Raw genomic sequence first — 19,845 nt, forward strand, 5'->3', positions numbered from 1 at the left:
GCGCAGTTCCTCGCCGCCCCCGCAAAAGACCGCTTACAGCGCGGCTTTCACCTGCAGACCGACTACCAGCGCATTGTCGATGTCCTGACCGGAAAACGCGCCCGGCTCGACGATGTACTGCAGGTTCGGACGCAAGGTCAGCCATTGGGTGGCCTGATAGCCGTAACCGAGTTCGATCAGTTGTTCGGCGCCGTCGATATTGGAGAGCGGTGTGCCGTTGGCCAGTGCGGCATCTTGTTGCACGTCGCGGCTGCGCGGGTTCTGTACGGCGCGGCCGTAACCCAGGGCGACGGTGTCACGCGGGCGGCCTTCGAACGGTTTGTACAGGACCACCCCGGCGCCATACCACTTGCTGAACGGCGAAGCCGCTTCGCTGGCCGCCGAGTATTGGCCGAAGGCGTGCAGGCTACGGCCTTCGGAGGTTGGCGAGCTCCACACGGCCTGATCGATCAGCAGGTAATGGCCGCCGCGACCGGACACTTCCTTGTCGCTGCCGATGCGTTTCACGTCGGAGCTGTCGTAGTAATAACCGAGCTTGTACTCGCCAGGCAGGGTGCCCGCATGTTTGTAGACCAGTTCGACAGGCACCACGGTGCCGGTGGTGTGTTTCGGTCCCAGGTGCCAGGCGCGGCTGGAGTTGCCGTTGCTTTCAGGATCGACGTTGAACGCGGCCACGCGCAGTTGCCATTCCGGCGACAGGTCGTATTTCACCCGCACGCCCAGGTGCGCGTTGGGGTAGTTGGTCCAGCCGCTGCCACCGGACATGTTCAGCGGATGACCGCAGAAACCGGCGTTCATGAAGTTGCAGAGAATGCCGCTGTCGAGGCCGCCGAGGTCGTTGCCCATGGCCATGTAGCCGAGTTTGACGTTCAGCGCCGGCGTGAACAGGGTGCGTTCGTAACTCAATTCGGTCAGGCGGGTGTAGAGGCCGCCGTAGTTTTCCTGGATCGGCAGACGGTTGCCGACCAGATCTTCCGAGGCGCTGTTGCCGCGCCGGTCGTTGATGGTCAGCTGGACCTTGCCGGCGTTGTCGACGCCATAGATTTTGCTCAGATCAAATTGCGCGCCGAGCTTGATGTTCTGCGAGTAACGGGCGGATCGGTGCAGGCCGCCGTCGGCGTTGTAGGCGGTTTCGCCGGTGTAGTCGCCGGTGAACTTGACGCCATCTTCGTCGAGTTGGTGGCGCAGGCCGCCCCAGTCGCCGGTCAGGGTGTTGCGGGTGAACACGTTCGAATCGGTGTCAGCGAAAGCGGGCAGGGCTGTGCTGCAGGCGAGAGCGAGCAGAACACCCGTTTGGGAAAAACGAACAACGAATGACATTGCTGAAATCCAGAGCCAGGAACATGAAACGGCGCGACACCCGAAGGTGTCGCGCGCAGTGAAATGAAGGAGGGTGCAGCGGTTTACGGCAGGGCGTACGCCATGACGTAGTCGCCACGATCGGTCGACTGACGGGCGCCGCCGGCAGTGATGACCACGTACTGCTTGCCGGTTTTCGGCGACACGTAAGTCATCGGGCCGCCCTGGCTGCCGACCGGCAAACGGGCTTTCCAGATTTCTTCACCGTTGCCACTGTTGTAGGCGCGCAGGTAGAAGTCCTGGGTGCCGGCGATGAAGATCAGGCCACCCTGGGTCGACAGGGTGCCGCCGAGGGTCGGCAGACCGATCTTGATCGGCAAGTGCATGCGGATGCCCAGGGGACCGGTGTCTTCAACGGTGCCGACCGGCACTTGCCAGGCGACTTTCTGGGTCTTCATGTCGATCGCGGTCAGGGTGCCGAACGGCGGTGCCTGGCAGGGAATGCCGGCCACCGACAGGAAGCGGTTCTTGTTGACCGCGTACGGCGTACCTTTCAGCGGCACAGCACCCATGCCGGTGTTCAGCGCTTCGCCACCGGAAGTTGCCTGGCCCTTGTTCTGCGACGGGATCATCTGAATCCACAGCCCCAGGCGCATGTCATTGACGAAGATGAAACCGTGCACCGGGTCAGTCGAGATGCTGCCCCAGTTCATGCCGCCCAGCGAACCTGGGAAACTCAGGGATTTGTCAGTACCCGGCGCGGTGTACAGCCCGTCGTAGCGCATCGACTTGAAATCGATCCGGCACAGCAACTGGTCGTACGGCGTGGCCCCCCACATGTCCGATTCGGTCAGGTGCTGGGCACCGATCTGCGGCATGCCCACGGATTTTGGCTGGGTTGGCGAGTACGGTTCGTTTGGAATGTTCGAAGCCTTGACCGGTACTTCTTTGACTTCGGTCAGCGGCTTGCCGGTGGCGCGATCCAGTACGTAGATCTGCCCGGCCTTGGTGCCGATCACCAGCGCAGGTACGGTTTTGCCGTCCTTGGTGAAGTCGATCAGGCTCGGCTGCATCGGCAGGTCGAAGTCCCAGAGATCGTTGTGCACGGTCTGGTAGACCCACTTTTCTTCGCCGCTGTTGGCATCCAGCGCCAGGATCGAGGCGCCGTAGGTGTGATCCAGTTTGCTGCGCTCGACACCATAGATGTCGGTGGACGAACTGCCCATTGGCAGGAAGACTGTGTTGGTTGCCGAGTCGTAAGACATCGGCGCCCAGCTGTTCGGCGTGCTGCGGACATAGGTTTTGCCATCGGCCGGGGCCTTTTTATCCTGCGGGTTGCCCGGGTCGAACGCCCAGCGCATCGCACCGGTCATCACGTCGAAACCACGGATCACGCCGCCCGGCATGTCGGTCTGCACGTTGTCCGCCACGCGACCGCCAACGACCACGGTGGTGCCGGCCATCAGCGGCGCGGAGGACAGTTGATAGTAGCTGTCCGGGACATCCCCCAGACCGGCCTTCAGATCAACCTGGCCGTTGTTGCCGAATCCCCGGCAGAACTCGCCGGTGTCGGCATCGACCGCGATCAGGCGGGCGTCGATGGTGTTGGTCAGCAGACGACGTGTGCAGTTTGCGGCTTGAGCGGCCGGGGTTTCAGTAACCGGTGAGCTCGCCGGTTTGGCGACAGCGGCGCTGGCGTCGAAGTAGGCCATGCCACGGCAACGCTGCCAGACTTTGGACTTGGCGTTGATCGCGTTTTTCCAGAGTTCCTTACCGGTGTCGGCATCCAGCGCAATCAGGTTGTTGTGCGGGGTGCAGATGAACACCTTGTTGCCGATTTGCAATGGGGTCAGCTGGTCTTCAGCGCCATTGCCATCGCTCTCGGCGATGTCGCCGGTGTGGTAGGTCCAAGCGACTTTCAGCTTGTCGACGTTGGTGCGGTTGATCTGGTCCAGCGCGGCGAAGCGGCTGCCACCTTCGGTATTGCCGTAGTGCGCCCAGTCTTTCTGCGCCTTTTCCGGCTCGACCGGCGTCAGGCCCGGGCCGGTGCCGGTAGGGGCGACCGTCGGGTGAGCCACGAACATGTTGCCGGCAGCCACGGCCAGTCCAACCGCCAGAACAGCGGCAACGCCGTAAGCACCGCGCCCAGCAACGCCGCCATTGGCACGCTTGAGCATCGGGTAGACCAGCGCAACCGCCAGACCTACGGCGCTGAACATGAACAGACGCGAGAACACCGGCCAGAACACCAAGCCTGCGTCACTGACTGCCCAGATTGCCGTCCCCACCAGAAACGCAGCGAACAGCCACGCACCGGCAGGCTTGCGGCGAGCGATCAGCAGACCGGACAGGGTCATGACCAGACCACCCACCAGGAAGTACCAGGAGCCTCCCAGGCTGACCAATTTCACACCGCCAGCGGCCAGTGCCAGGCCGAGCAGGGCGATGATCACCCCGAGCCCGACCAGAATGAATGTTGATATGCCCGAGAGGCGTTGACTCTGCTTCACGTTGAATGTCCCGTTGAAATGAGGGGGGCATTATATAGTTAGGTAACTACCTAGTTAAATCAATAATTCAGAATGAAAGGGGTTTTTGCGCTCAAAGGTGCGACGAATCGACGCTGGCCTTGTCCACGCGGATCCTCAGGGACAATTGAAAGGGTGGGAAAGTCTTTTATTTGCCAGCAGATATGGAATTTATGACAGGTTGATCGCGGCTTGGTAGTTCCCGCCGAACAGGATCGGCGGGAACGCTATTGGCTACGGGCGTGAAGTGGACTTAGTGAGCCATCACCTCATCCAGTGCCTGCTCAAGCGTGCTGACCGTGCGTTCGATGTTATGCAGCTTTTCCAGTCCGAACAGACCGATACGGAAGGTCTGAAAGTCAGCCGGTTCGTCGCATTGCAGCGGCACCCCGGCGGCGATCTGCAGGCCGTGGCTGGCAAACTTCTTACCGTTTTTGATATCAGCATCATCGGTGTAGCTCACCACGACGCCTGGGGCCTGAAAGCCGGCTGCGGCCACGCTTTTGAAGCCTTTGCCGGTCAACAATGCGCGCACCCGATCACCCAGAACCTGTTGTTCACTGCGGACTTTTTCGAAACCGTAGGCTTGCGTCTCGTTCATTACGTCGTTGAACCGCGCGAGGGAATCACTGGGCATGGTCGCGTGGTAGGCATGTCCGCCCTGTTCGTAGGCCTGCATGATCTGCAGCCACTTCTTCAAGTCGCAGGCGAAGCTGCTGCTTTGCGTCTGCTCGATGCGCTCGAGGGCCAAAGAACTGAACATCACCAGGGCGCAGCAAGGGGAGGCGCTCCAGCCTTTTTGCGGTGCGCTGATCAGCAGGTCGACGGCACATTTGTGCATATCAACCCAAAGCGTGCCGGAAGCGATGCAGTCCAGCACAAACAGGCCACCGACCGCATGCACGGCGTCGCCGACGGCCCGCAGGTACTCGTCGGGCAGGATAATCCCTGATGACGTTTCAACGTGGGGGGCGAAGACAATCTGTGGCTTGTGCGTGTGAATGGCTGCCAGGACTTCGTCCAGAGGGGGCGGGGCGTAGGCAGCCTGGCGACCCGTTTCGACCGGTCGGGCTTTCAGCACCGTAGTAGCCGCCGGGATGTTGCCCGTCTCAAGGATCTGGCTCCAGCGATAACTGAACCAGCCGTTGCGTATCACCAGACATTGCTGGCCGGTGGCGAACTGTCGCGCCACCGCTTCCATGCCGAAGGTGCCGCTGCCCGGAACCACCGCAACCGCCTCGGCGTTGTAGACCTGTTTCAGGGTCCTGGAAATGTTCTTCATCACCGCTTGAAATGACTGCGACATGTGGTTGAGCGAGCGGTCGGTGTAGACCACGGAGTACTCGACCAACCCCTCAGGATCGATACTGGGGTATAGCTTTGACATGGGGTGACTCCTTCTGTGATTCCCTGGCAGTCAAAAGGTCTGGCGAACATCATCGGGAAGCAAGTTTAGGCAAAGGGCAGGGATGAGCTGAGTGAAATGCAGAAATGAGGATAGAGTGGTCATCAATGCCTCAATCGTTGTGTGAAAAATGAATCGTCCGCTGTTTGTTTCTCTGGATGGGCCAAAAGGAACCGGCAAAACCACATTACTGGAAGCGGTGACGGCAGTACTGAGGGCCGACAACAAGAAAGTCATCCGGCTTTGCGAGAGGAAAAGCGATCCGGACCGGGGTGCCACCATGGCCCTCGTCAACGAACTTGCCAGAAATCACTCCCGGGATCTGGAATGGACGGTGTGTCAGCGCTTTGCTGATAGCCGTAGCTGGATCTCCCGGCACGTGCTGACTGAACAGCCGCCGGGCAGCATTATATTGATTGATCGCTGGTATCCGTCGGACGCCGCGTTTCGCCAGACCGTCCCGTTTGCAGAGATTCTCCAGTTGAATATCGACGTAATGTGCGGGTGCCTGACCTGCATGTTGGCGTCGTCACCGCGCCGGATATTTCATGGGCCAGGGCTAAGGCACGATCCAGAGGACTGGGCGGTACGGTGATCCAGAAGCACGCTGAACATGTCGCGTGTACGGAGATGTTCGAGCAAGCGGCTTTCGATCACGGCTGGGTTTTATGCCGAAATGAAGGCACGATCGAAGACGCAACGATGCAGGTGGTTACCGAGATCCGTAATTGTTTGGCTGACACGTCGTTAGGCTTTTTCTCGGCCTGAGCCGGGGCGAGCCCACGATCAAGTACACCTAACGCGCACGACGTCTGCAATAATGACCACCATTGCGGCGCGAGGGCATGTCGAGTGCTCGTGTCGGTATCCGGCATTTTGATTTGGAGGATTCCATGCGTGACATCATTGATGGCTTTCTGCGTTTCCAGCGCGAGGTCTATCCGCAACGTGTCGAGCTTTTCAAGCAGCTCGCGACAGAACAAAACCCAAAGGCATTGTTCGTCACCTGCTCGGACAGTCGTGTAGTGCCTGAACTTCTCACACAGCGCGAACCTGGCGAGCTGTTCGTGATCCGTAACGCCGGCAACATCGTGCCGTCGTACGGTCCTGAACCAGGTGGTGTTTCGGCCACCGTCGAATATGCGGTTGCCGTGCTCGGCGTAAAGGACATCGTGATCTGTGGCCACTCGGATTGCGGGGCGATGGGCGCGATTTCACGCTGCACGTGCCTGGATCATCTTCCGGCCGTTGCCAACTGGCTTCGCCACTCGGACGCCGCGAAAGCGATCAATGCTGCGCATGAATTCGATACGCCACGTGACAAGCTCGACGGCCTCGTGCGTGAAAACGTGATCGCACAGCTGGCCAATCTGCGGACTCATCCATCGGTGGCACTGGCACTCGAGCAGGGGCGCTTGAATCTGCATGGCTGGGTCTATGACATCGAGGCGGGTTGTATCGATGCGCTGGATGGCGCCACTCGACGCTTCGTTAAGCTTTCTGATTCACCGACCACCGTTGCCGTCGCTGCGCGCAACGTTGATCAGGTGTAACGGCGACGGACGAGTCAGGACGGAGATATCTTCGTCCTGGCCAGCCAGTCCCGGGATTTGGTCGAAGCGAGCCGGCCGGTAATGCGGTCAGACATGGTGACTCACTGCAACCTATCCATGAGAGCTTGTCTCAAGATGAGGAACGCTCAGTCTTCAGCGTGCAGAATTTAGTTGTGTTGCATCGACCGGTTGAATCCACAGCCAATAGCCGACATTCAGCTCAGCCGATTGAGGAAATTACTTGGAGGTCCAAACCGTCCCGCACTCGATCTCGCCTCGTCCTTAGCCATCGATCTCGCCGTTACGAATGGCCATCCTGATGGCTTGTGCTGTCGTTGTCACGCCCAGACGTCGGCGCGCTGAGCGCAGGTGATTTTCAACCGTACGTTCCGACAAACCGAGAGTTGCTGCAATATCCGCTTGCCGTCTTCCGGCAGCCGTCCATTCCATGACTTCGCGCTCTCGCGGGGAAAGGCTTCTTAACGCTTCGTCCAGTGGCGCCTCAAGCAACCGCCGAGCCGCGAAAAAAGCGGCCGTCGCAACCAGGCTGAGTCCCAAGCGAACCCGCGCGCTTCCATCCACCGGCTCACCCCCCAAGCTCATCGCACCCTCAAGCCCCAGCGGGCCGAAAACTGGTACCTGCAACCCCTGAATTCCTGGGTCACCTGGAGAACGAATCACCCGGTAGCGTTCTTCTCCCTTGACCTGTTCTTTCTGCCAGAAGAAGGATTGCCGAGCATTCAGAAGGTGGCGAGTCACCGGACAATGTCGAACATAAGTCTCGGCGTCCACCGCTTGACCATTATCGAACCAATCGCCTTCGACCCAGTAGATATGCTCAACCACTTCTTCACTTGCCGTCGATGCAGAAAACAGCACGAATCGATCATAGCCGTAGGGTGTGGCGAAACCCCTGACGGCTTTCTTGATTGATTCAAGCGTACGCGCCGTCTCTATCTCCAGAGCCGCTCGCATCGCTGTTTCGGCCGGCCCGTCGCTCACTTCGATGCGACCTCTTTCAACAATGCTTCAGCTGCCAACTTGCCCAAATTATTGCCTGCCAATGGGCTGTCGCCGGTCAGCAGCTTGCGGTCTTGGAGCGTTGCACCCGTAATATCCTGATTGACGATTTCAACTCCGAGGGCTTTCAATTGCTCACCAAATTTCCAGGTCAGATGCCCAGGCATATAACCGATGTCGGGCGTCTTTGCGTCGAGACTGTCTGGAAATGCGCAGATTTTGTAGCCGTTGAAAATGTAGGAGTCCCTCGACTCGCCAATGCCAGCCGCGAGCATTGCTGCTGGGCCGTGACATAGGGAAATCACAAATTTGTCGTTGGTGATTGCCCAATGCAAAGCCGCTTTCACGTCGGCACTCTCCGGCAGTCCAATCAGCGCGCCGTGCCCGCCAGGTATGAAAACACCAATGTAATCCGAGTCCTGGCCCAGCGCCTTCTCAACCACTTCGCACAGCTTCAAAGGTTTTTTGAACTGCTCCCGGTATTTGGCGTAGAAATCCTTTACCTCGGTATCTTCGCAAGGCATGGCCCAGAACTCGAATTTCACTGGATTGCCTGAAAGGGTCGCAACGTCGAACGCGAAACCGGCTTTGTCGAGGTGATACATGGGCAGCAACGTCTCGACCGGGTGATTACCGGTGGAAAACATTGTTCCATTGTCGGTCAGTAAATAGCGCTCATCGGCGCCGATCAGCAAAATCTTCCAGCGGCCACCTTTATAGGGATCAGCGTAATCCGCATCACTTAGATCAGATTTTGGCGAGGTAAATTGGCTAAGCGAGTATGGGGAGGGAAAAAAGGCATTGTCCTCCGCCTGATCCGGAGTGGGGCGCTTGTCGTCACTCTGCAAGGTAGTCATGGGTTTCTCCTATGAATGGGCAGATTGCCGAGGTCAATGCTAGTAGCGTGACGCAGGCCCGGCAATGAGGGTTTTCCCTCAAGAAATTTCCCGCACACTACACTGCTCCGATCGGCTGCTATTGGCCGAGGGTGGTCGTCGCGATCGCGCCGGGCTACCCGTCATTCATGTTTGGACGTGCACTGATCGGGATTGCAATTGGTGGCTTCTGGTCATTGTCGACGGCGACTGCAATGCGTCTGGTGCCGCCTGATCAGGTTTCCCGCGCGCTGGCCATCGTCAATGGTGGCAACGCTATTGTCTTTCATGCTGCTGGGGCTCGGACTTGCAGGTTTTATCGGCACCTTTCTGATTGAACGATTCATCGGTGGCGGTCTTTACCGCACGCTGACAGTCATCCCGCTGATCATGGCGGCCATCGCACTGGCCGAACGTGACAGCCTGACAAGAACTGGCAGCGTAAGCTCAGTCCTGATTTTTATCGTCTCGAGGCGAACGGCCGAAATGACTTTTGTAGGCGCGACTGAAAGCAGCCTCGGATTCATAGCCTATTGCGAAGCCCACTTCGCCTATACGGCTGTCCTTTTTGGCCAGCATCGACTTCGCCAGGCCCAGACGCCACTCATTCTGGTAGCGCAGCGGTGAGCGCCCGACCAATGCGCTGAATCGCTCGCAGAAACTGGAGCGTGACATCCCGGCGACCGTCGCAAGTGCATCGATCCGCCACTGTTTCCCCGGTTTTTCGTGTATGGCTCGCAGGGTTCGTGCGATACGCTCGTCAGACAAGCCTCCGAGCCAACCCGAGGCCATGCCCTGTTGAACCCAGGTACGGAGGATCCGAATGACGATGAGGTCAATCAGGCGCGAAATCATCAATGCACCGCCTGGCTGTGTGTCATTGGACTCAATCTGCATGAAATGCAGAATGTTTTCCGCCCAGGCCGCCGCTTCGATCCGCTTGATATGAATCAGCCATGGCAGGGCGAACAGCATCGCCTGGAAACTGTTGGCATCGAACCAGAAGCGGCAAAGGATGACGGTCGCGGATCCCAGGGAAGCCGTTATCTCCATCGACGACGGGGCGTGGGGTAGCAGGAGAATGTCCCCCTGTTCGATGTTGACGGTCTGGCCGTTGGCATCTTCGATATGAACCTTGCCCAGTTTCAAGACGCAGATGTGTGAGCTTTTCGCATCCAGTTTCAGGCGTTCGCCCTGGGCAAGTGTTACCGAATAGAAGCGATCCCCCGTCAAGCGGATATTGGCCAATACCTGCGACAGCAGATCCCCCGTGGCCAGCCCCTCCAGTTTCATTTCCGGAAGAATGGTCAAGTTTTCCAGTGAATCGGTCATGTCGGTACGGTCATTCCTTTAATAGTCTGAGCCCGTAAATCAAAACGCTTCGAAGCGATCAATCAGCTTTCCAGAGCGTGGACTGTATTTAACACATCATCCGACCACATAAGGAACCACAGCATGTTCGGGATCTCTGCCCTTGGCTGGGTACACACATTAGGTAGCCTGCCAGCCATTCCGCTGGCCGCTTATATGTTCATCAAACACGGGCGCATCGTACCTCGGTCGCGGGCGGGGCTTGCGTATTTCATTTTTATGCTGATCGGCAGTTGCACGGTGTTTTTGGTGGCTCATCAGCCGATCAGCCCGGTGATCGGTGGCATAACCCTTGTATTGCTTCTCGCCGGTTACGGAATTGGATTCGCTAACTGGTTGGGGCGGGCAGGGGTGTACCTTGAAACGATCCTGTTGAGCTTGACCGCCTTCTTCCTGATGGTTCCGGCCGTCTCGGAGACATTGCGCCGGGTTCCGGATGGCCACCCCATCGTGACTGATCCGAATTCTCCATTGCTCAAAGGCGTTCTGGGCCTGATAGCGCTCGTGCTGGTTGTAGGCGTGATAGCCCAGATGTTCGCGCTGCGTAGAGAGACGAAAGGCACATGCATTGCCCGGTTCGAACGCAAGTCCTGAGCCGCGACATTTAAACGTTGAGTCAGTAAGGCAGTGTTCTCGCTCACCCACCAGTCTGAGCGGGAACATGACTGGATAAGCGATAAACGTATTTATGGAGCAGAATGCCTTCGCCTGTTTTCAATCCACCAAGGTTGTCTGTTTTTCACTGTGGAAAATTTCTGCATAGAGCCGTGCGACGGTCGGGGTAAGATTTTGCACCGACGGCATCAGAAAGTCTGAGTGGGGGGCGAGCCGTTTTGCATAGATGACTTCGTAAACCCTGTGCACCACGCCGGGCTCGCTTTCCTCACGATCAAAGCCAGGCATTATCCCCACTGCCGTGTACCCGGCGTGTTCCAGCGCTTGTTGCATATAAGGCGCCCGGGTGGTCGCCATGCCATAGATCAGCCCCGCTCCCATGTGCTTACCCATTTTTTCGCCAAGCTCTTGGGCCGCTACCGCCAGATTGAACTGTCGATGAGGTTTCGCCACAGCACCTACCCGGCCGGAGAGCACATCGGCACCGTCGATTTTTTCCCACGTCGCAATCGCGACAATTTCATGGTTATAGCGAACCACTGCCGCGAAGACCGCACGCTCAGCATGATCGTCGAGAACCACTTGCTCCTCATAAAACTTCCTATCCATGAATGAGCTTGCAGACCCGACCGAGATGGAGGGAAACCAGGTCTTGAAAAAGCCTGTCGCGACATCGATTTCATCGTGAGACAGGTAATCCCACGTATAGCCAGAGGGCAGAACGGTAAAGCTGCGTACCTGATCGATCGTTGGCCATCTCATGCAGTTGTTCTCATCGTTAGGTTGTTCGATTGCTATGCAAAACATCAAAAGTCGCTTGATGCACAGGTACCGGTCGGTGAGCAAGACTCAAGCCTTGCCGCGATTTGCCTGTGACGCTGGACAATGTCCTCGTAACGGGCTGTACAAATCGTCTTTGTCTGATAGCTCACGATCCCGCTCCTGAACGTTTTGCGCTCACACAACGGTTTAGCCATGACTGACTACCTCGAAGGTAGCGTCACAATGCCACGGCGAGAGCGTGTCGCCGGCGTCGTTAGTCAGGGTTGCCGGGCATTCCCATTTGAGCGGATGACTGTCTCCGAGGCAAAAACAGACCAGTCCTTGTTCCCGGCACCCCGGGCCACGGCTGCCATCATCTTTGATCGCACAGCATCGGCGGCAGGTAATTCCAGATCCTTGATGTGGGCAGCATCGATGGCCAGATTTATATCCTTGAGACCCAGAGACAGTTTGAAACCCGGTTCAAAGCTGCCGTTGATGATGTTCTTCCCATACCGTTGATAGCTCGGGCAAGCGAACAGGGTTTGTGACATGAGTTCGACGAAAGCCCCCGAACTCATGCCATAGCGTTGGACGAGTGCGGTTGCTTCGCCCAATGACTGTATAGCTTGAGTGATCATCATGTTGCCGGCGATTTTCGCGATACACGCCTGGATGGGATGATCGCCCAGGGGCCAGTGTTTTTTCCCCAGCACGTCAAAGAGCGGCTGTGCCATCGCGATGGCGGACTGTGGTCCTGCCGTCAGGATATTCAGTTCGCCTTTCGCGGCTACTGCCGGCACGCCAAAAACCGGCGCGGCGACGAGTGCGACGCCCAAGTCATCATGGGCGGCTTGCAGCTCCTCCATAATCACGGGTGACAGCGTTGACATCACGATGTGAACGCAAGCCTTGTTTGCACGCTCCAGCACAGTGGAGGAGAGCAACACTTCTCTTGCGGCAGTGTCATCGGCAAGCATGCTGATGACGACCGCTTCTTGAAATGCCGTGGCCGGAGACTCAAGGATGTGAATACCTTCAAGGCCGGCAAGCGCATCACGGCTACGGTTCCAGACAGATACGCGATGGCCGGCCCGGACGAGCAAAGGAATGATCGCTCGTCCCATGCTTCCCACACCGATAAAGCCGATATTCATTTTCCAGTCCCCCGATTGCTATGTGACACGGTCATATATGCAATCGAGTATGTAGGGCGCGGGATTGCTACGGCAGTGCCATTGCTGCACTCTCATCGTTCATTTTTGTACGGGGTACAGCATGGACTGGAGTGATATGCGGGTCTTTTTGGCTATTGCTCGAAGCGGCTCGCTGGGGGCGGCTGCCAAGCAGTTGGGAGTCAGCCACCCGACCGTGGGGCGGCGCCTGCAGGTGCTTGAACAGTCCAGTGGCCAGCCCGTCTTTCTGCGCACGGCTCAAGGGCTGGTTCTGACCGACAGCGGTGAGAAGATCCTCAGCCTGGCGCAAGAGATGGAGCAAAGTGCGTTGGCGATCGAGCGGCGTCTTGCGGGCGACAGCGCCCAGCCGGAGGGCCTGTTGCGGATTTCATCGGCTGACTGGTTCGCCTGCTACGTATTGTCTCCGGTCCTTAGCGAGCTCGGACGGCGTTACCCGTTGATCGTGCCTGAGGTAATCGCCGGGCATCGCCTTTCTGACCTTTCTCGTCGCGACGCCGATATTGCCTTTCGCATCATTCCATTCACCGAGCCCGACATCGTTCACCGCAAACTGACCACGCTGAGTTATGGCGTATACGCAGGCCTTGAAGCACCTGATCCTCATCCCCAGGGTGAAGGTCTCGGCTTGATCACCATGAGCGTTGCCCAGGCCCACTATCCTGATGTGCAGTGGTTGCAGCAGCGTTACCCGCTGGCGCGTACTGTGTTCACCAGCAGCAGCCGCACGGTACAGGCTCACCTATGTGCGAAAGGCCAAGGCGTCGCTGTATTGCCGCGCGTCCTGGGAGACCAGCTACCGGCGCTGCGGATGCTTGATACAGAAGAACCGCCGGGGCGCGATATATGGATGGGATATCACCAGGACATGCGGCAGATGGACAGTCTTCGCGCTCTTGCAGATCTTGCGTCCAGCATGATCGGCTCAGGTCGGGCTTATGGCTGATGCTTCACGAGGCACGGTGGGCTGGCGCACGACTGTGAGGCTAAGTCCAGCGCCCAGAGCCAGACTCGCGGCGATGCAGAGTATGGAAGCGGTAAAAGCGCGTGTGATCGTAGCTGCATCAGATTGAGTTCCGAGCAGGGTATAAAAAACTCCGCCGATTATCGCGACGCTCAGCGATGTGCTGATTTGCAGCGTGGAACTGGTAATGCCGGCGATCATGCCAGAGAAGGCTGGCGCGACTCGCCCTGTGATCATTCTCATCAATGTCGGCAGGGCCAGTCCTTGCCCGTAACCAATCAGAAACAGGATGACGGCAAGCAGCAGGGGCGCTGGAGGGGCGGCTGTCGGCGTCACGGTTATCAGCCAGGCCATAAGCAGGAACCCCACGACCTCCAGTGTCATGCCAACGGGATTCACGTAAGCACCGAACACGCGTGCGAATTGACGAATCGACAGTGGTCCCAGCAGGAATCCGGCACCGAAAGGCAGGAACACAAGACCTGCATCGAGTGCGCTCATATGCAGGGCCGCCTGCAAATAGATCGAAAGCAGCAAGAAAAACACGCCGATCGCATAGAAAGTCAGGGCGACCACCAACGCTCGGCCGATGCCTGGCGCCCGCAATGCGGCAGGGTTGAACAACGGCACACCGCCGGCCATATGCAAGCGGGTTTCGTACCGCCAGAACAGCCACGCCAACAACGGTGCCGCGGCAAGCGAAAGCAAGGCCCACCAAGGCCAGCCCGTCTCACGCCCCTCAATCAATGGCACAATCAATGCGCCAATCATTGCCATCGACAGCGCGGTCCCGCCAAGGTCAAGCTTGATGGTCTGTTGCGCGCGGGTCTCCTTTATCACAGGAATCCCGAACACAATCACCAGCAAAGCAATTGGCAAGTTCACCAGAAAAATAGCCCGCCAACCCATGTCCATCAGATTCAGCGAAATCAGAACTCCGCCGAGCGCCTGTCCGACTACGGCAGCCAGCCCAAACACCGCCCCATACAGGCTGAGCGCCAAAGATTTTTCGGACTCGGGAAAAATGGTTTGCACCGAGGCCAGCGCTTGAGGCGCCATTACGGCGGCTGTGATGCCTTGCAGCGCGCGCCCGGCAACCAACGCCCAGGGCGTCGACGCGAGGCCACAGAGCAGTGACGCGACTGCAAAACCCACCAGTCCCAGGAAAAACATTCTTACGCGACCGTAAAGGTCGCCAAGCCGTCCACCGGTGATCAGTGTCACGGCATAAAGTGCTGCGTAAGAGGAGATGATTAACTGTTCGGCGGAAGAGGACGTACCCAATGACGCCTGGATTGAGGGCAGGGCAACGTTAACGATAAAAAAATCCAGAGGCGGGAGAAACGCGCCGACCAGAAGTATTGCGAACATCAACCAGCGTCGCCGTTCGAGGGGCACCACTTCGTTCTTGTTCATGCGGAAGTCCTATACGGGGCCGTTCGGTCCCAACGTTTCTGTATGTTAGAAATCAGTCGAACCCCACAGGCGCTCATCACATTCCGGATGCCACTTCCAGTTCAAACGTCTGCGGACACACTGGCCCGTTGAGGGGCGCTGATCTGGCTTCCTGAGAATGGAGCTGGACTGAATCGGTCACCTTCAAACTAAACGATTCAACTCCGTCTTACGCCTCACATAAATGAACGACCAACGTTCATTTATGGCAGTGCCGCTGTCTCCCCGGTAACTCTCACAATGGTCCCGGCGTGGTTTCAAACGATCCAAATCGAGGACCGAGGAGTCAGACATGTCAGGTAAATTCGCTAATCAAGTCGCAGTTGTCACAGGTGCATCCACCGGAATCGGATTTTCGATTGCGCAGGGTTTAATTGCCGAGGGCGCCAAACGTGTTTACATCACTGGCCGTTCAACGGGCACGCTGGAGGCCGCTGTGGCCAAACTGGGCACCAAGGCGGTCGCAGTCGTTTCCGACGTCTCGCGCCAAGGGGACCTTGATAAGCTCAAGGCGACAATAGAAGCTCGAAATGATCAATTGGATGCAGTGTTTGCCAATGCGGGAATTTGCGAAAAAAACCCTGTTGGCGAGACCAGCGAAACCGCATACATCACCATGTTTGACATAAACGTGAAGGGTGTCTTTTTTACTGTTCAAACGCTTATGCCGTTGATGAAAGACGGCTCGTCAATCGTATTGACGGCTTCTATCTGCTCCAGCAACGGCATGGAAGGGCTGAGCCTTTACAACGCCTCTAAGGCAGCGGTGCGGTCCTTCGCACGAACCTGGGCCAACGAACTCAAAGGCCGAAAAATTCGAGCGAACGTATTGAGTCCGGGCTTCACCCGCACCCCTCTGATGGACAACGGCTTGAAGATGAGCGAAAGCGACATTGCAGCGCTTCGCCAACACGTCGAGCAGATCACGCCGCTTGGCTACATGGCCCAGCCCGAAGAAATCGCCACGTCAGCACTGTTCCTGGCATCTGCCGATGCCAGGTATGTCAACGGGGTAGAGCTGATGGTCGATGGCGGCCTTTCGCAGATCTGAATGGTTGTTTGACCTGATCAGCCTTCGTCGAGGGCTGTTCAGGTTCAACCCCGGTGCAATTTTCAGATAGGGAGTTGTGCTTATGCGCAGGTGCATCGTCCGTTAACCATCGCTTGTAACCGGTCAACTGGCACCCGGTGTGATCAAACAGGAAACATCATCATGAATATTGAAGTTTTAATCGCACGACTTGAAGCATTGGAAAGTCGTGCCGCCATAGAGACGCTTATAGCCGCTTACGCAAACGCATTTGACCGCATTGATGCGTCTCTCTTGAAGGAAATCTGGCACGCAGATTCATCGCTGGATTTACCAGGCTTCGGAAGTGCTTTGAATCGAGATGAAATCTTGGCGATGGCTGAAAATAGTTGGCGGCAAATGCCGCATATGCACCATTGGATGGCCAACCCTATGCTCGAAATCGAAGGTGATAATGCAACGGGAACCGTAGCCGCGAATTGCCTGTTCCATGACATTGAAAAAGGTCCGGTTCAAGTCAGCGGGTTGTACCACGACAAATTCGAACGCCGTGATGGCAAATGGGCGTTCAAATCAAGACGTTTTGAACTCCATTACCTGACACCTCTAAAAGACTGGGTTCCCGTGGCGGGTAATGAACAGTACTCGCATCCTGAACAGCCAACGACAGATGCAGTTCAACAGGGCGCCTCGATCAGGCGCGACTGAGCGCTATCGACTTCTGGCCGGGTTCAATCGTAGGCGAAATGGTCAATCAGCCCCAGGCGTGGAACATGGGTGTGGGGGTGTAGTATTGCTCCGGGAGCTATGACTGCATTTGCCCCAATTTTGCAGTCGTCACCTACCAAGGCACCGAATTTGTTGACCCGCGTCTCGATCACACTGTCTGCGTAACGGATTTTGATATCCACGCCGTCCAGTTCGTTGCGGTAGTTGGCAATAATTGCACCTGCTTCAATGTTTACGCGCTCGCCAATAAGTGAGTCGCCGACGAAGTTGAAGTGTGCAAGCTTGCTTCCTGCAAGCAGGATGCTGCTTTTAACTTCGCAGCTTGGGCCAACAATACAATTGTCGCCGAGATAAACTCCGCCACGCAGGTAAGCTCCCGCCGCCACAAATGATCCTTCTCCGATGATGATCGGCCCCTTAAGCACTGCCCCGTCTTCCACAAAGGCACTTTCGTGAATCGCACAGCTACCGTTGCGTCGATAACCCGCACCGAGGCGATCAAGCAAGGCCAGAATCTGATTTTCGCAGTCATGAGTAATCAGCCAAGCAGCTGGTGGTAGCGAGCCCAGCAGGGACCATCGGGCAATAAACGTACTGATCTCAGGTAGCTTCACAATTATTCCCCTGTACAGGTTGCTCGAGCGGATGAACGTTGCCGCGTAAGCTGTAGTGGAATCAGGCGATCAATCCAGCTGTAGCGCAGATGAAGGCTTCGCAGCGCAGGATGGGCGCATCAGCTTGCGAATACATTCGTCACAAGGATGGCTAGAAAACCGCCCTTGCCGGATAATCGGATTTCCGGCCCTCACAATGATTTGTATAACGGTCCCAATAGTAGAGGTTTTTTCTGATGGCGAATGCGCGGCCGCGTCCAGCGGTAAACGGTGTGGCTTCGGCTGACCGGGTCTTGACCGTGCTCACGGCTTTTCAGGTCGGCGATACGGCATTGAGTTTGGTGGAGCTGGTTGAACGTACCGGGCTGATTAAAAGCACTGTCATGCGCTTGATGGTCTCGCTGGAAAATCATGGACTGATCAACCGAATGGCCGATGGCCGTTATCAGTTGGCCAGCGAAGTCATGAGGCTTAATGCTGTTTATCAGGAAGCCCTGGATCTTGAGCGTCATGTGATGCCACGGCTCCAGTATCTTTCCGAGCAGTCCGGCGAAACCGCATCATTTTATGTGCGCCATGGCGCCTATCGGATGTGCCAGTACCGAGTGAATTCCTCCCATCGACTGCGACTCAACATGCAGCCAGGTGATATGCGTCCCATGGACGAAGCGGCGGGAGCACAGGCATTGCGGGCACCGTTTCAGGTTGGCATCGCGCTGGAAAAACCGTACTACTCGCGCGGCGCGACGGATCCCCATGCGTCTTCCATTGCACTGCCGATATATGGCGCTCAGAAAGAGCTGATGGGCGCGCTGGTCATCTCCGGCCCCTCGAGCCGATTGACTGAGGAAGCCGCCGAAAGCATAAAAACGACCTTTTTCGATACCGCCCGTGAACTGATGCGCAGCCTGGGCCTGAAGCCAGCGGACGAATCAGCGCCCTTGAAGTAAGACGGCGTTGTCGCGAAGGATCAAGGTGAGTTTGTTCTTGTCCGACTTCCAAACTTCAAGCAGGTCCAGCGGGGCGTCGATTGGTCTTCGATTGAAACAACGATGCCCATGTCCCCCCCAAAAAGGAAAATGGGCATCGTCGTAAGGCAGAGCCGTCTCTATTTGACGCTGACTGCCAGATCACCTCGCTCACGCTGACGTTTGCGACCGATGAACAGAACCATGACGCCAGCCAACGTGCACAGCGACGCCAACGGCATCAGTGCCAATGCATAGCTGCCTGTCGCATCATGAATAGCACCGTAGGCGTTCACCATCAGTCCGCCACCGATCAGGTTGGCCATGGCGCCAACGGCTGCCAGTCCAGCTGCTGCAGTAGATGACGACAACCAGCCTGACACCAGCGCCCAGAACGGCCCCTTCATCGAATAGGCACCCACCAAAACCATGGTCAGCATGACGATAGTGGCCGGCAAAGCTGAAGTGAACAGGGTCATGAGCAAGCCTGCCGCAATCAGCAACAAGGTCATTGCCGTGTGCCAGCGACGCTCGCCTGTACGATCAGAACTGCGGCCCCAAAGAATCATCAGCACCGACGCGACGCCGTACGGAATGGCGTTGACCAGGCCGATCTCCATGGAGTTGAGACCGAAAGTCTTGAGTAATTGAGGCGCCCACACGCTCATGGTGCTCCCGGCCGCAGAAGCTCCGGAATAGATCAGTGCCAGCACCCAGATATCCTTGTGGCGCAACAGCTTCCACAACGAGATATGGCCGATGGCGGTTTTCTTCGACGACTCCTCTGCCAGTCGCCGGGTGAGCCAATTGCGCTGTTCATCGGTCAACCACTTGGCATGCTCGGGTCGATCAGTGAGTACGAACAGGCAAGCGATGCCCAGCATCACGGCCGGAATCGCTTCGATGATGAACAACCAATGCCAGCCCCGCATGCCCATCCACCCATCGAGGCTGAGCAAAAGCCCGGAAAGCGGAGAACCGATGAAGTTGGCCGCCGGAATGGCCACCATGAACAGTGCAACCATGCGGGCACGATAGGCCGACGGCAACCAGTAGGTGAGGTACAAAAGCACACCCGGGAAAAAACCGGCCTCCGCCGCACCCAGCAGAAAACGCATGACGTACAGAGAGTTGGCCCCTGTGACGAAAGCGGTACCCGCCGAAATGATGCCCCAGGTGATCATGATTCTCGCGATCCAGATCCGGGCACCAAATTTCTGCATCGCCAGGTTGCTGGGCACTTCCACCAGGAAGTAGGCAAAGAAAAACAGGCTGCTGGCAAAACCGAAGACTTTTGCAGTCAGGCCGAGGTCTTCGTTCATCTGTAGCGAGGCCATGCCGATGTTGCCGCGGTCAATGATCGCGATCAGATAACAGATGATCAAAAAGGGCAGCAAGCGCCAGGCAACCCGATGCATCGTTTTGCGTTCGAGTTCGCTCACGGTGGAAGCGGTGGAAGTCATA

At 57.2% G+C, this 19,845-nt stretch carries 17 protein-coding genes and 2 pseudogenes; 8 read left to right on the forward strand and 11 right to left on the reverse strand.

Annotated features, from left to right (window positions below; genetic code table 11):
• Nucleotides 1–33: 33 nt before the first annotated feature.
• The 3 genes from CAF87_RS05060 to CAF87_RS05070 form a co-directional block, all read right to left on the reverse strand.
• Complete coding sequence (locus CAF87_RS05060; RefSeq protein ID WP_085730980.1) at nucleotides 34–1,320, reverse strand: carbohydrate porin; 1,287 nt, start codon at nucleotides 1,318–1,320, stop codon at nucleotides 34–36.
• 83 nt (nucleotides 1,321–1,403) lie between these two features.
• Entirely contained in the window at nucleotides 1,404–3,809 is a 2,406-nt protein-coding gene (locus CAF87_RS05065) for a glucose/quinate/shikimate family membrane-bound PQQ-dependent dehydrogenase (RefSeq protein WP_085730979.1), read from the reverse strand.
• Nucleotides 3,810–4,080: 271 nt separating this feature from the next.
• Nucleotides 4,081–5,214, reverse strand: coding sequence for an aminotransferase class V-fold PLP-dependent enzyme (locus tag CAF87_RS05070; protein WP_085730978.1), 1,134 nt, complete (start codon nucleotides 5,212–5,214; stop codon nucleotides 4,081–4,083).
• A 148-nt stretch (nucleotides 5,215–5,362) separates the two neighbouring features.
• Between CAF87_RS05070 and CAF87_RS05075 the strand changes: the two are divergent.
• Both CAF87_RS05075 and CAF87_RS05080 read left to right on the forward strand, forming a co-directional pair.
• Nucleotides 5,363–6,000, forward strand: a pseudogene (locus tag CAF87_RS05075) (dTMP kinase).
• A 125-nt stretch (nucleotides 6,001–6,125) separates the two neighbouring features.
• Entirely contained in the window at nucleotides 6,126–6,785 is a 660-nt protein-coding gene (locus tag CAF87_RS05080) for a carbonic anhydrase (protein WP_085730977.1), read from the forward strand.
• A gap of 282 nt (nucleotides 6,786–7,067) precedes the next feature.
• Here CAF87_RS05080 and CAF87_RS05085 read toward each other — a convergent pair whose 3' ends face one another.
• Nucleotides 7,068–7,787 (reverse strand): PA1136 family autoinducer-binding transcriptional regulator, encoded by a 720-nt coding sequence (locus tag CAF87_RS05085; protein WP_085730976.1) that lies wholly within the window; start codon nucleotides 7,785–7,787, stop codon nucleotides 7,068–7,070.
• Nucleotides 7,784–8,662 carry a glyoxalase III HchA gene (gene hchA / locus CAF87_RS05090; RefSeq protein WP_085730975.1) on the reverse strand — a complete coding sequence of 293 codons (879 nt, stop codon included), beginning with the start codon at nucleotides 8,660–8,662 and terminating at the stop codon, nucleotides 7,784–7,786. The genes CAF87_RS05085 and hchA overlap by 4 nt, the downstream gene beginning before the upstream one ends.
• A gap of 134 nt (nucleotides 8,663–8,796) precedes the next feature.
• Here hchA and CAF87_RS29465 point away from each other — a divergent pair.
• A pseudogene (locus CAF87_RS29465) lies at nucleotides 8,797–9,091 on the forward strand (hypothetical protein); the annotation flags it as partial.
• Between the two features lie 36 nt (nucleotides 9,092–9,127).
• On the opposite strand, the gene CAF87_RS05100 reads toward CAF87_RS29465, so the two are convergent.
• Nucleotides 9,128–10,012 carry an AraC family transcriptional regulator gene (locus CAF87_RS05100; protein WP_085730974.1) on the reverse strand — a complete coding sequence of 295 codons (885 nt, stop codon included), beginning with the start codon at nucleotides 10,010–10,012 and terminating at the stop codon, nucleotides 9,128–9,130.
• A 123-nt stretch (nucleotides 10,013–10,135) separates the two neighbouring features.
• Here CAF87_RS05100 and CAF87_RS05105 point away from each other — a divergent pair, with 123 nt between their 5' ends.
• On the forward strand, nucleotides 10,136–10,645 hold the full coding sequence (locus CAF87_RS05105) for a hypothetical protein (RefSeq protein WP_085730973.1): 510 nt from the start codon (nucleotides 10,136–10,138) through the stop codon (nucleotides 10,643–10,645).
• A 120-nt stretch (nucleotides 10,646–10,765) separates the two neighbouring features.
• Here the strand turns inward: CAF87_RS05105 and CAF87_RS05110 are convergent, their stop codons facing one another.
• Entirely contained in the window at nucleotides 10,766–11,428 is a 663-nt protein-coding gene (locus tag CAF87_RS05110) for a hypothetical protein (RefSeq protein WP_139831706.1), read from the reverse strand.
• A gap of 278 nt (nucleotides 11,429–11,706) precedes the next feature.
• Nucleotides 11,707–12,585, reverse strand: a complete 879-nt coding sequence (locus CAF87_RS05115; RefSeq protein ID WP_085730971.1) for an NAD(P)-dependent oxidoreductase — start codon at nucleotides 12,583–12,585, stop codon at nucleotides 11,707–11,709.
• A gap of 121 nt (nucleotides 12,586–12,706) precedes the next feature.
• Here CAF87_RS05115 and CAF87_RS05120 point away from each other — a divergent pair, with 121 nt between their 5' ends.
• Nucleotides 12,707–13,567 carry a LysR family transcriptional regulator gene (locus CAF87_RS05120; protein ID WP_085730970.1) on the forward strand — a complete coding sequence of 287 codons (861 nt, stop codon included), beginning with the start codon at nucleotides 12,707–12,709 and terminating at the stop codon, nucleotides 13,565–13,567.
• Here the strand turns inward: CAF87_RS05120 and CAF87_RS05125 are convergent.
• On the reverse strand, nucleotides 13,547–15,001 hold the full coding sequence (locus CAF87_RS05125; RefSeq protein ID WP_085730969.1) for an MFS transporter: 1,455 nt from the start codon (nucleotides 14,999–15,001) through the stop codon (nucleotides 13,547–13,549). The genes CAF87_RS05120 and CAF87_RS05125 overlap by 21 nt on opposite strands.
• Before the next feature lie 331 nt (nucleotides 15,002–15,332).
• Between CAF87_RS05125 and CAF87_RS05130 the strand changes: the two genes are divergently transcribed.
• Nucleotides 15,333–16,091 (forward strand): SDR family NAD(P)-dependent oxidoreductase, encoded by a 759-nt coding sequence (locus CAF87_RS05130; protein ID WP_085730968.1) that lies wholly within the window; start codon nucleotides 15,333–15,335, stop codon nucleotides 16,089–16,091.
• Between the two features lie 162 nt (nucleotides 16,092–16,253).
• Entirely contained in the window at nucleotides 16,254–16,778 is a 525-nt protein-coding gene (locus tag CAF87_RS05135) for a nuclear transport factor 2 family protein (protein WP_085730967.1), read from the forward strand.
• A 23-nt stretch (nucleotides 16,779–16,801) separates the two neighbouring features.
• On the opposite strand, the gene CAF87_RS05140 is transcribed toward CAF87_RS05135, so the two are convergent.
• On the reverse strand, nucleotides 16,802–17,413 hold the full coding sequence (locus tag CAF87_RS05140; protein ID WP_085730966.1) for a DapH/DapD/GlmU-related protein: 612 nt from the start codon (nucleotides 17,411–17,413) through the stop codon (nucleotides 16,802–16,804).
• A gap of 236 nt (nucleotides 17,414–17,649) precedes the next feature.
• On the opposite strand from CAF87_RS05140, the gene CAF87_RS05145 reads away from it, so the two are divergent.
• The gene (locus CAF87_RS05145; protein WP_085730965.1) at nucleotides 17,650–18,363 is read left to right on the forward strand and encodes an IclR family transcriptional regulator; all 714 of its coding nucleotides are present in this window, start codon (nucleotides 17,650–17,652) and stop codon (nucleotides 18,361–18,363) included.
• A 158-nt stretch (nucleotides 18,364–18,521) separates the two neighbouring features.
• Here CAF87_RS05145 and CAF87_RS05150 read toward each other — a convergent pair whose 3' ends face one another.
• Entirely contained in the window at nucleotides 18,522–19,844 is a 1,323-nt protein-coding gene (locus tag CAF87_RS05150; RefSeq protein WP_085730964.1) for an MFS transporter, read from the reverse strand.
• Nucleotide 19,845 lies beyond the last annotated feature (1 nt).

This window comes from Pseudomonas sp. R38(2017) (assembly GCF_002112395.1).
Lineage (GTDB): Bacteria > Pseudomonadota > Gammaproteobacteria > Pseudomonadales > Pseudomonadaceae > Aquipseudomonas.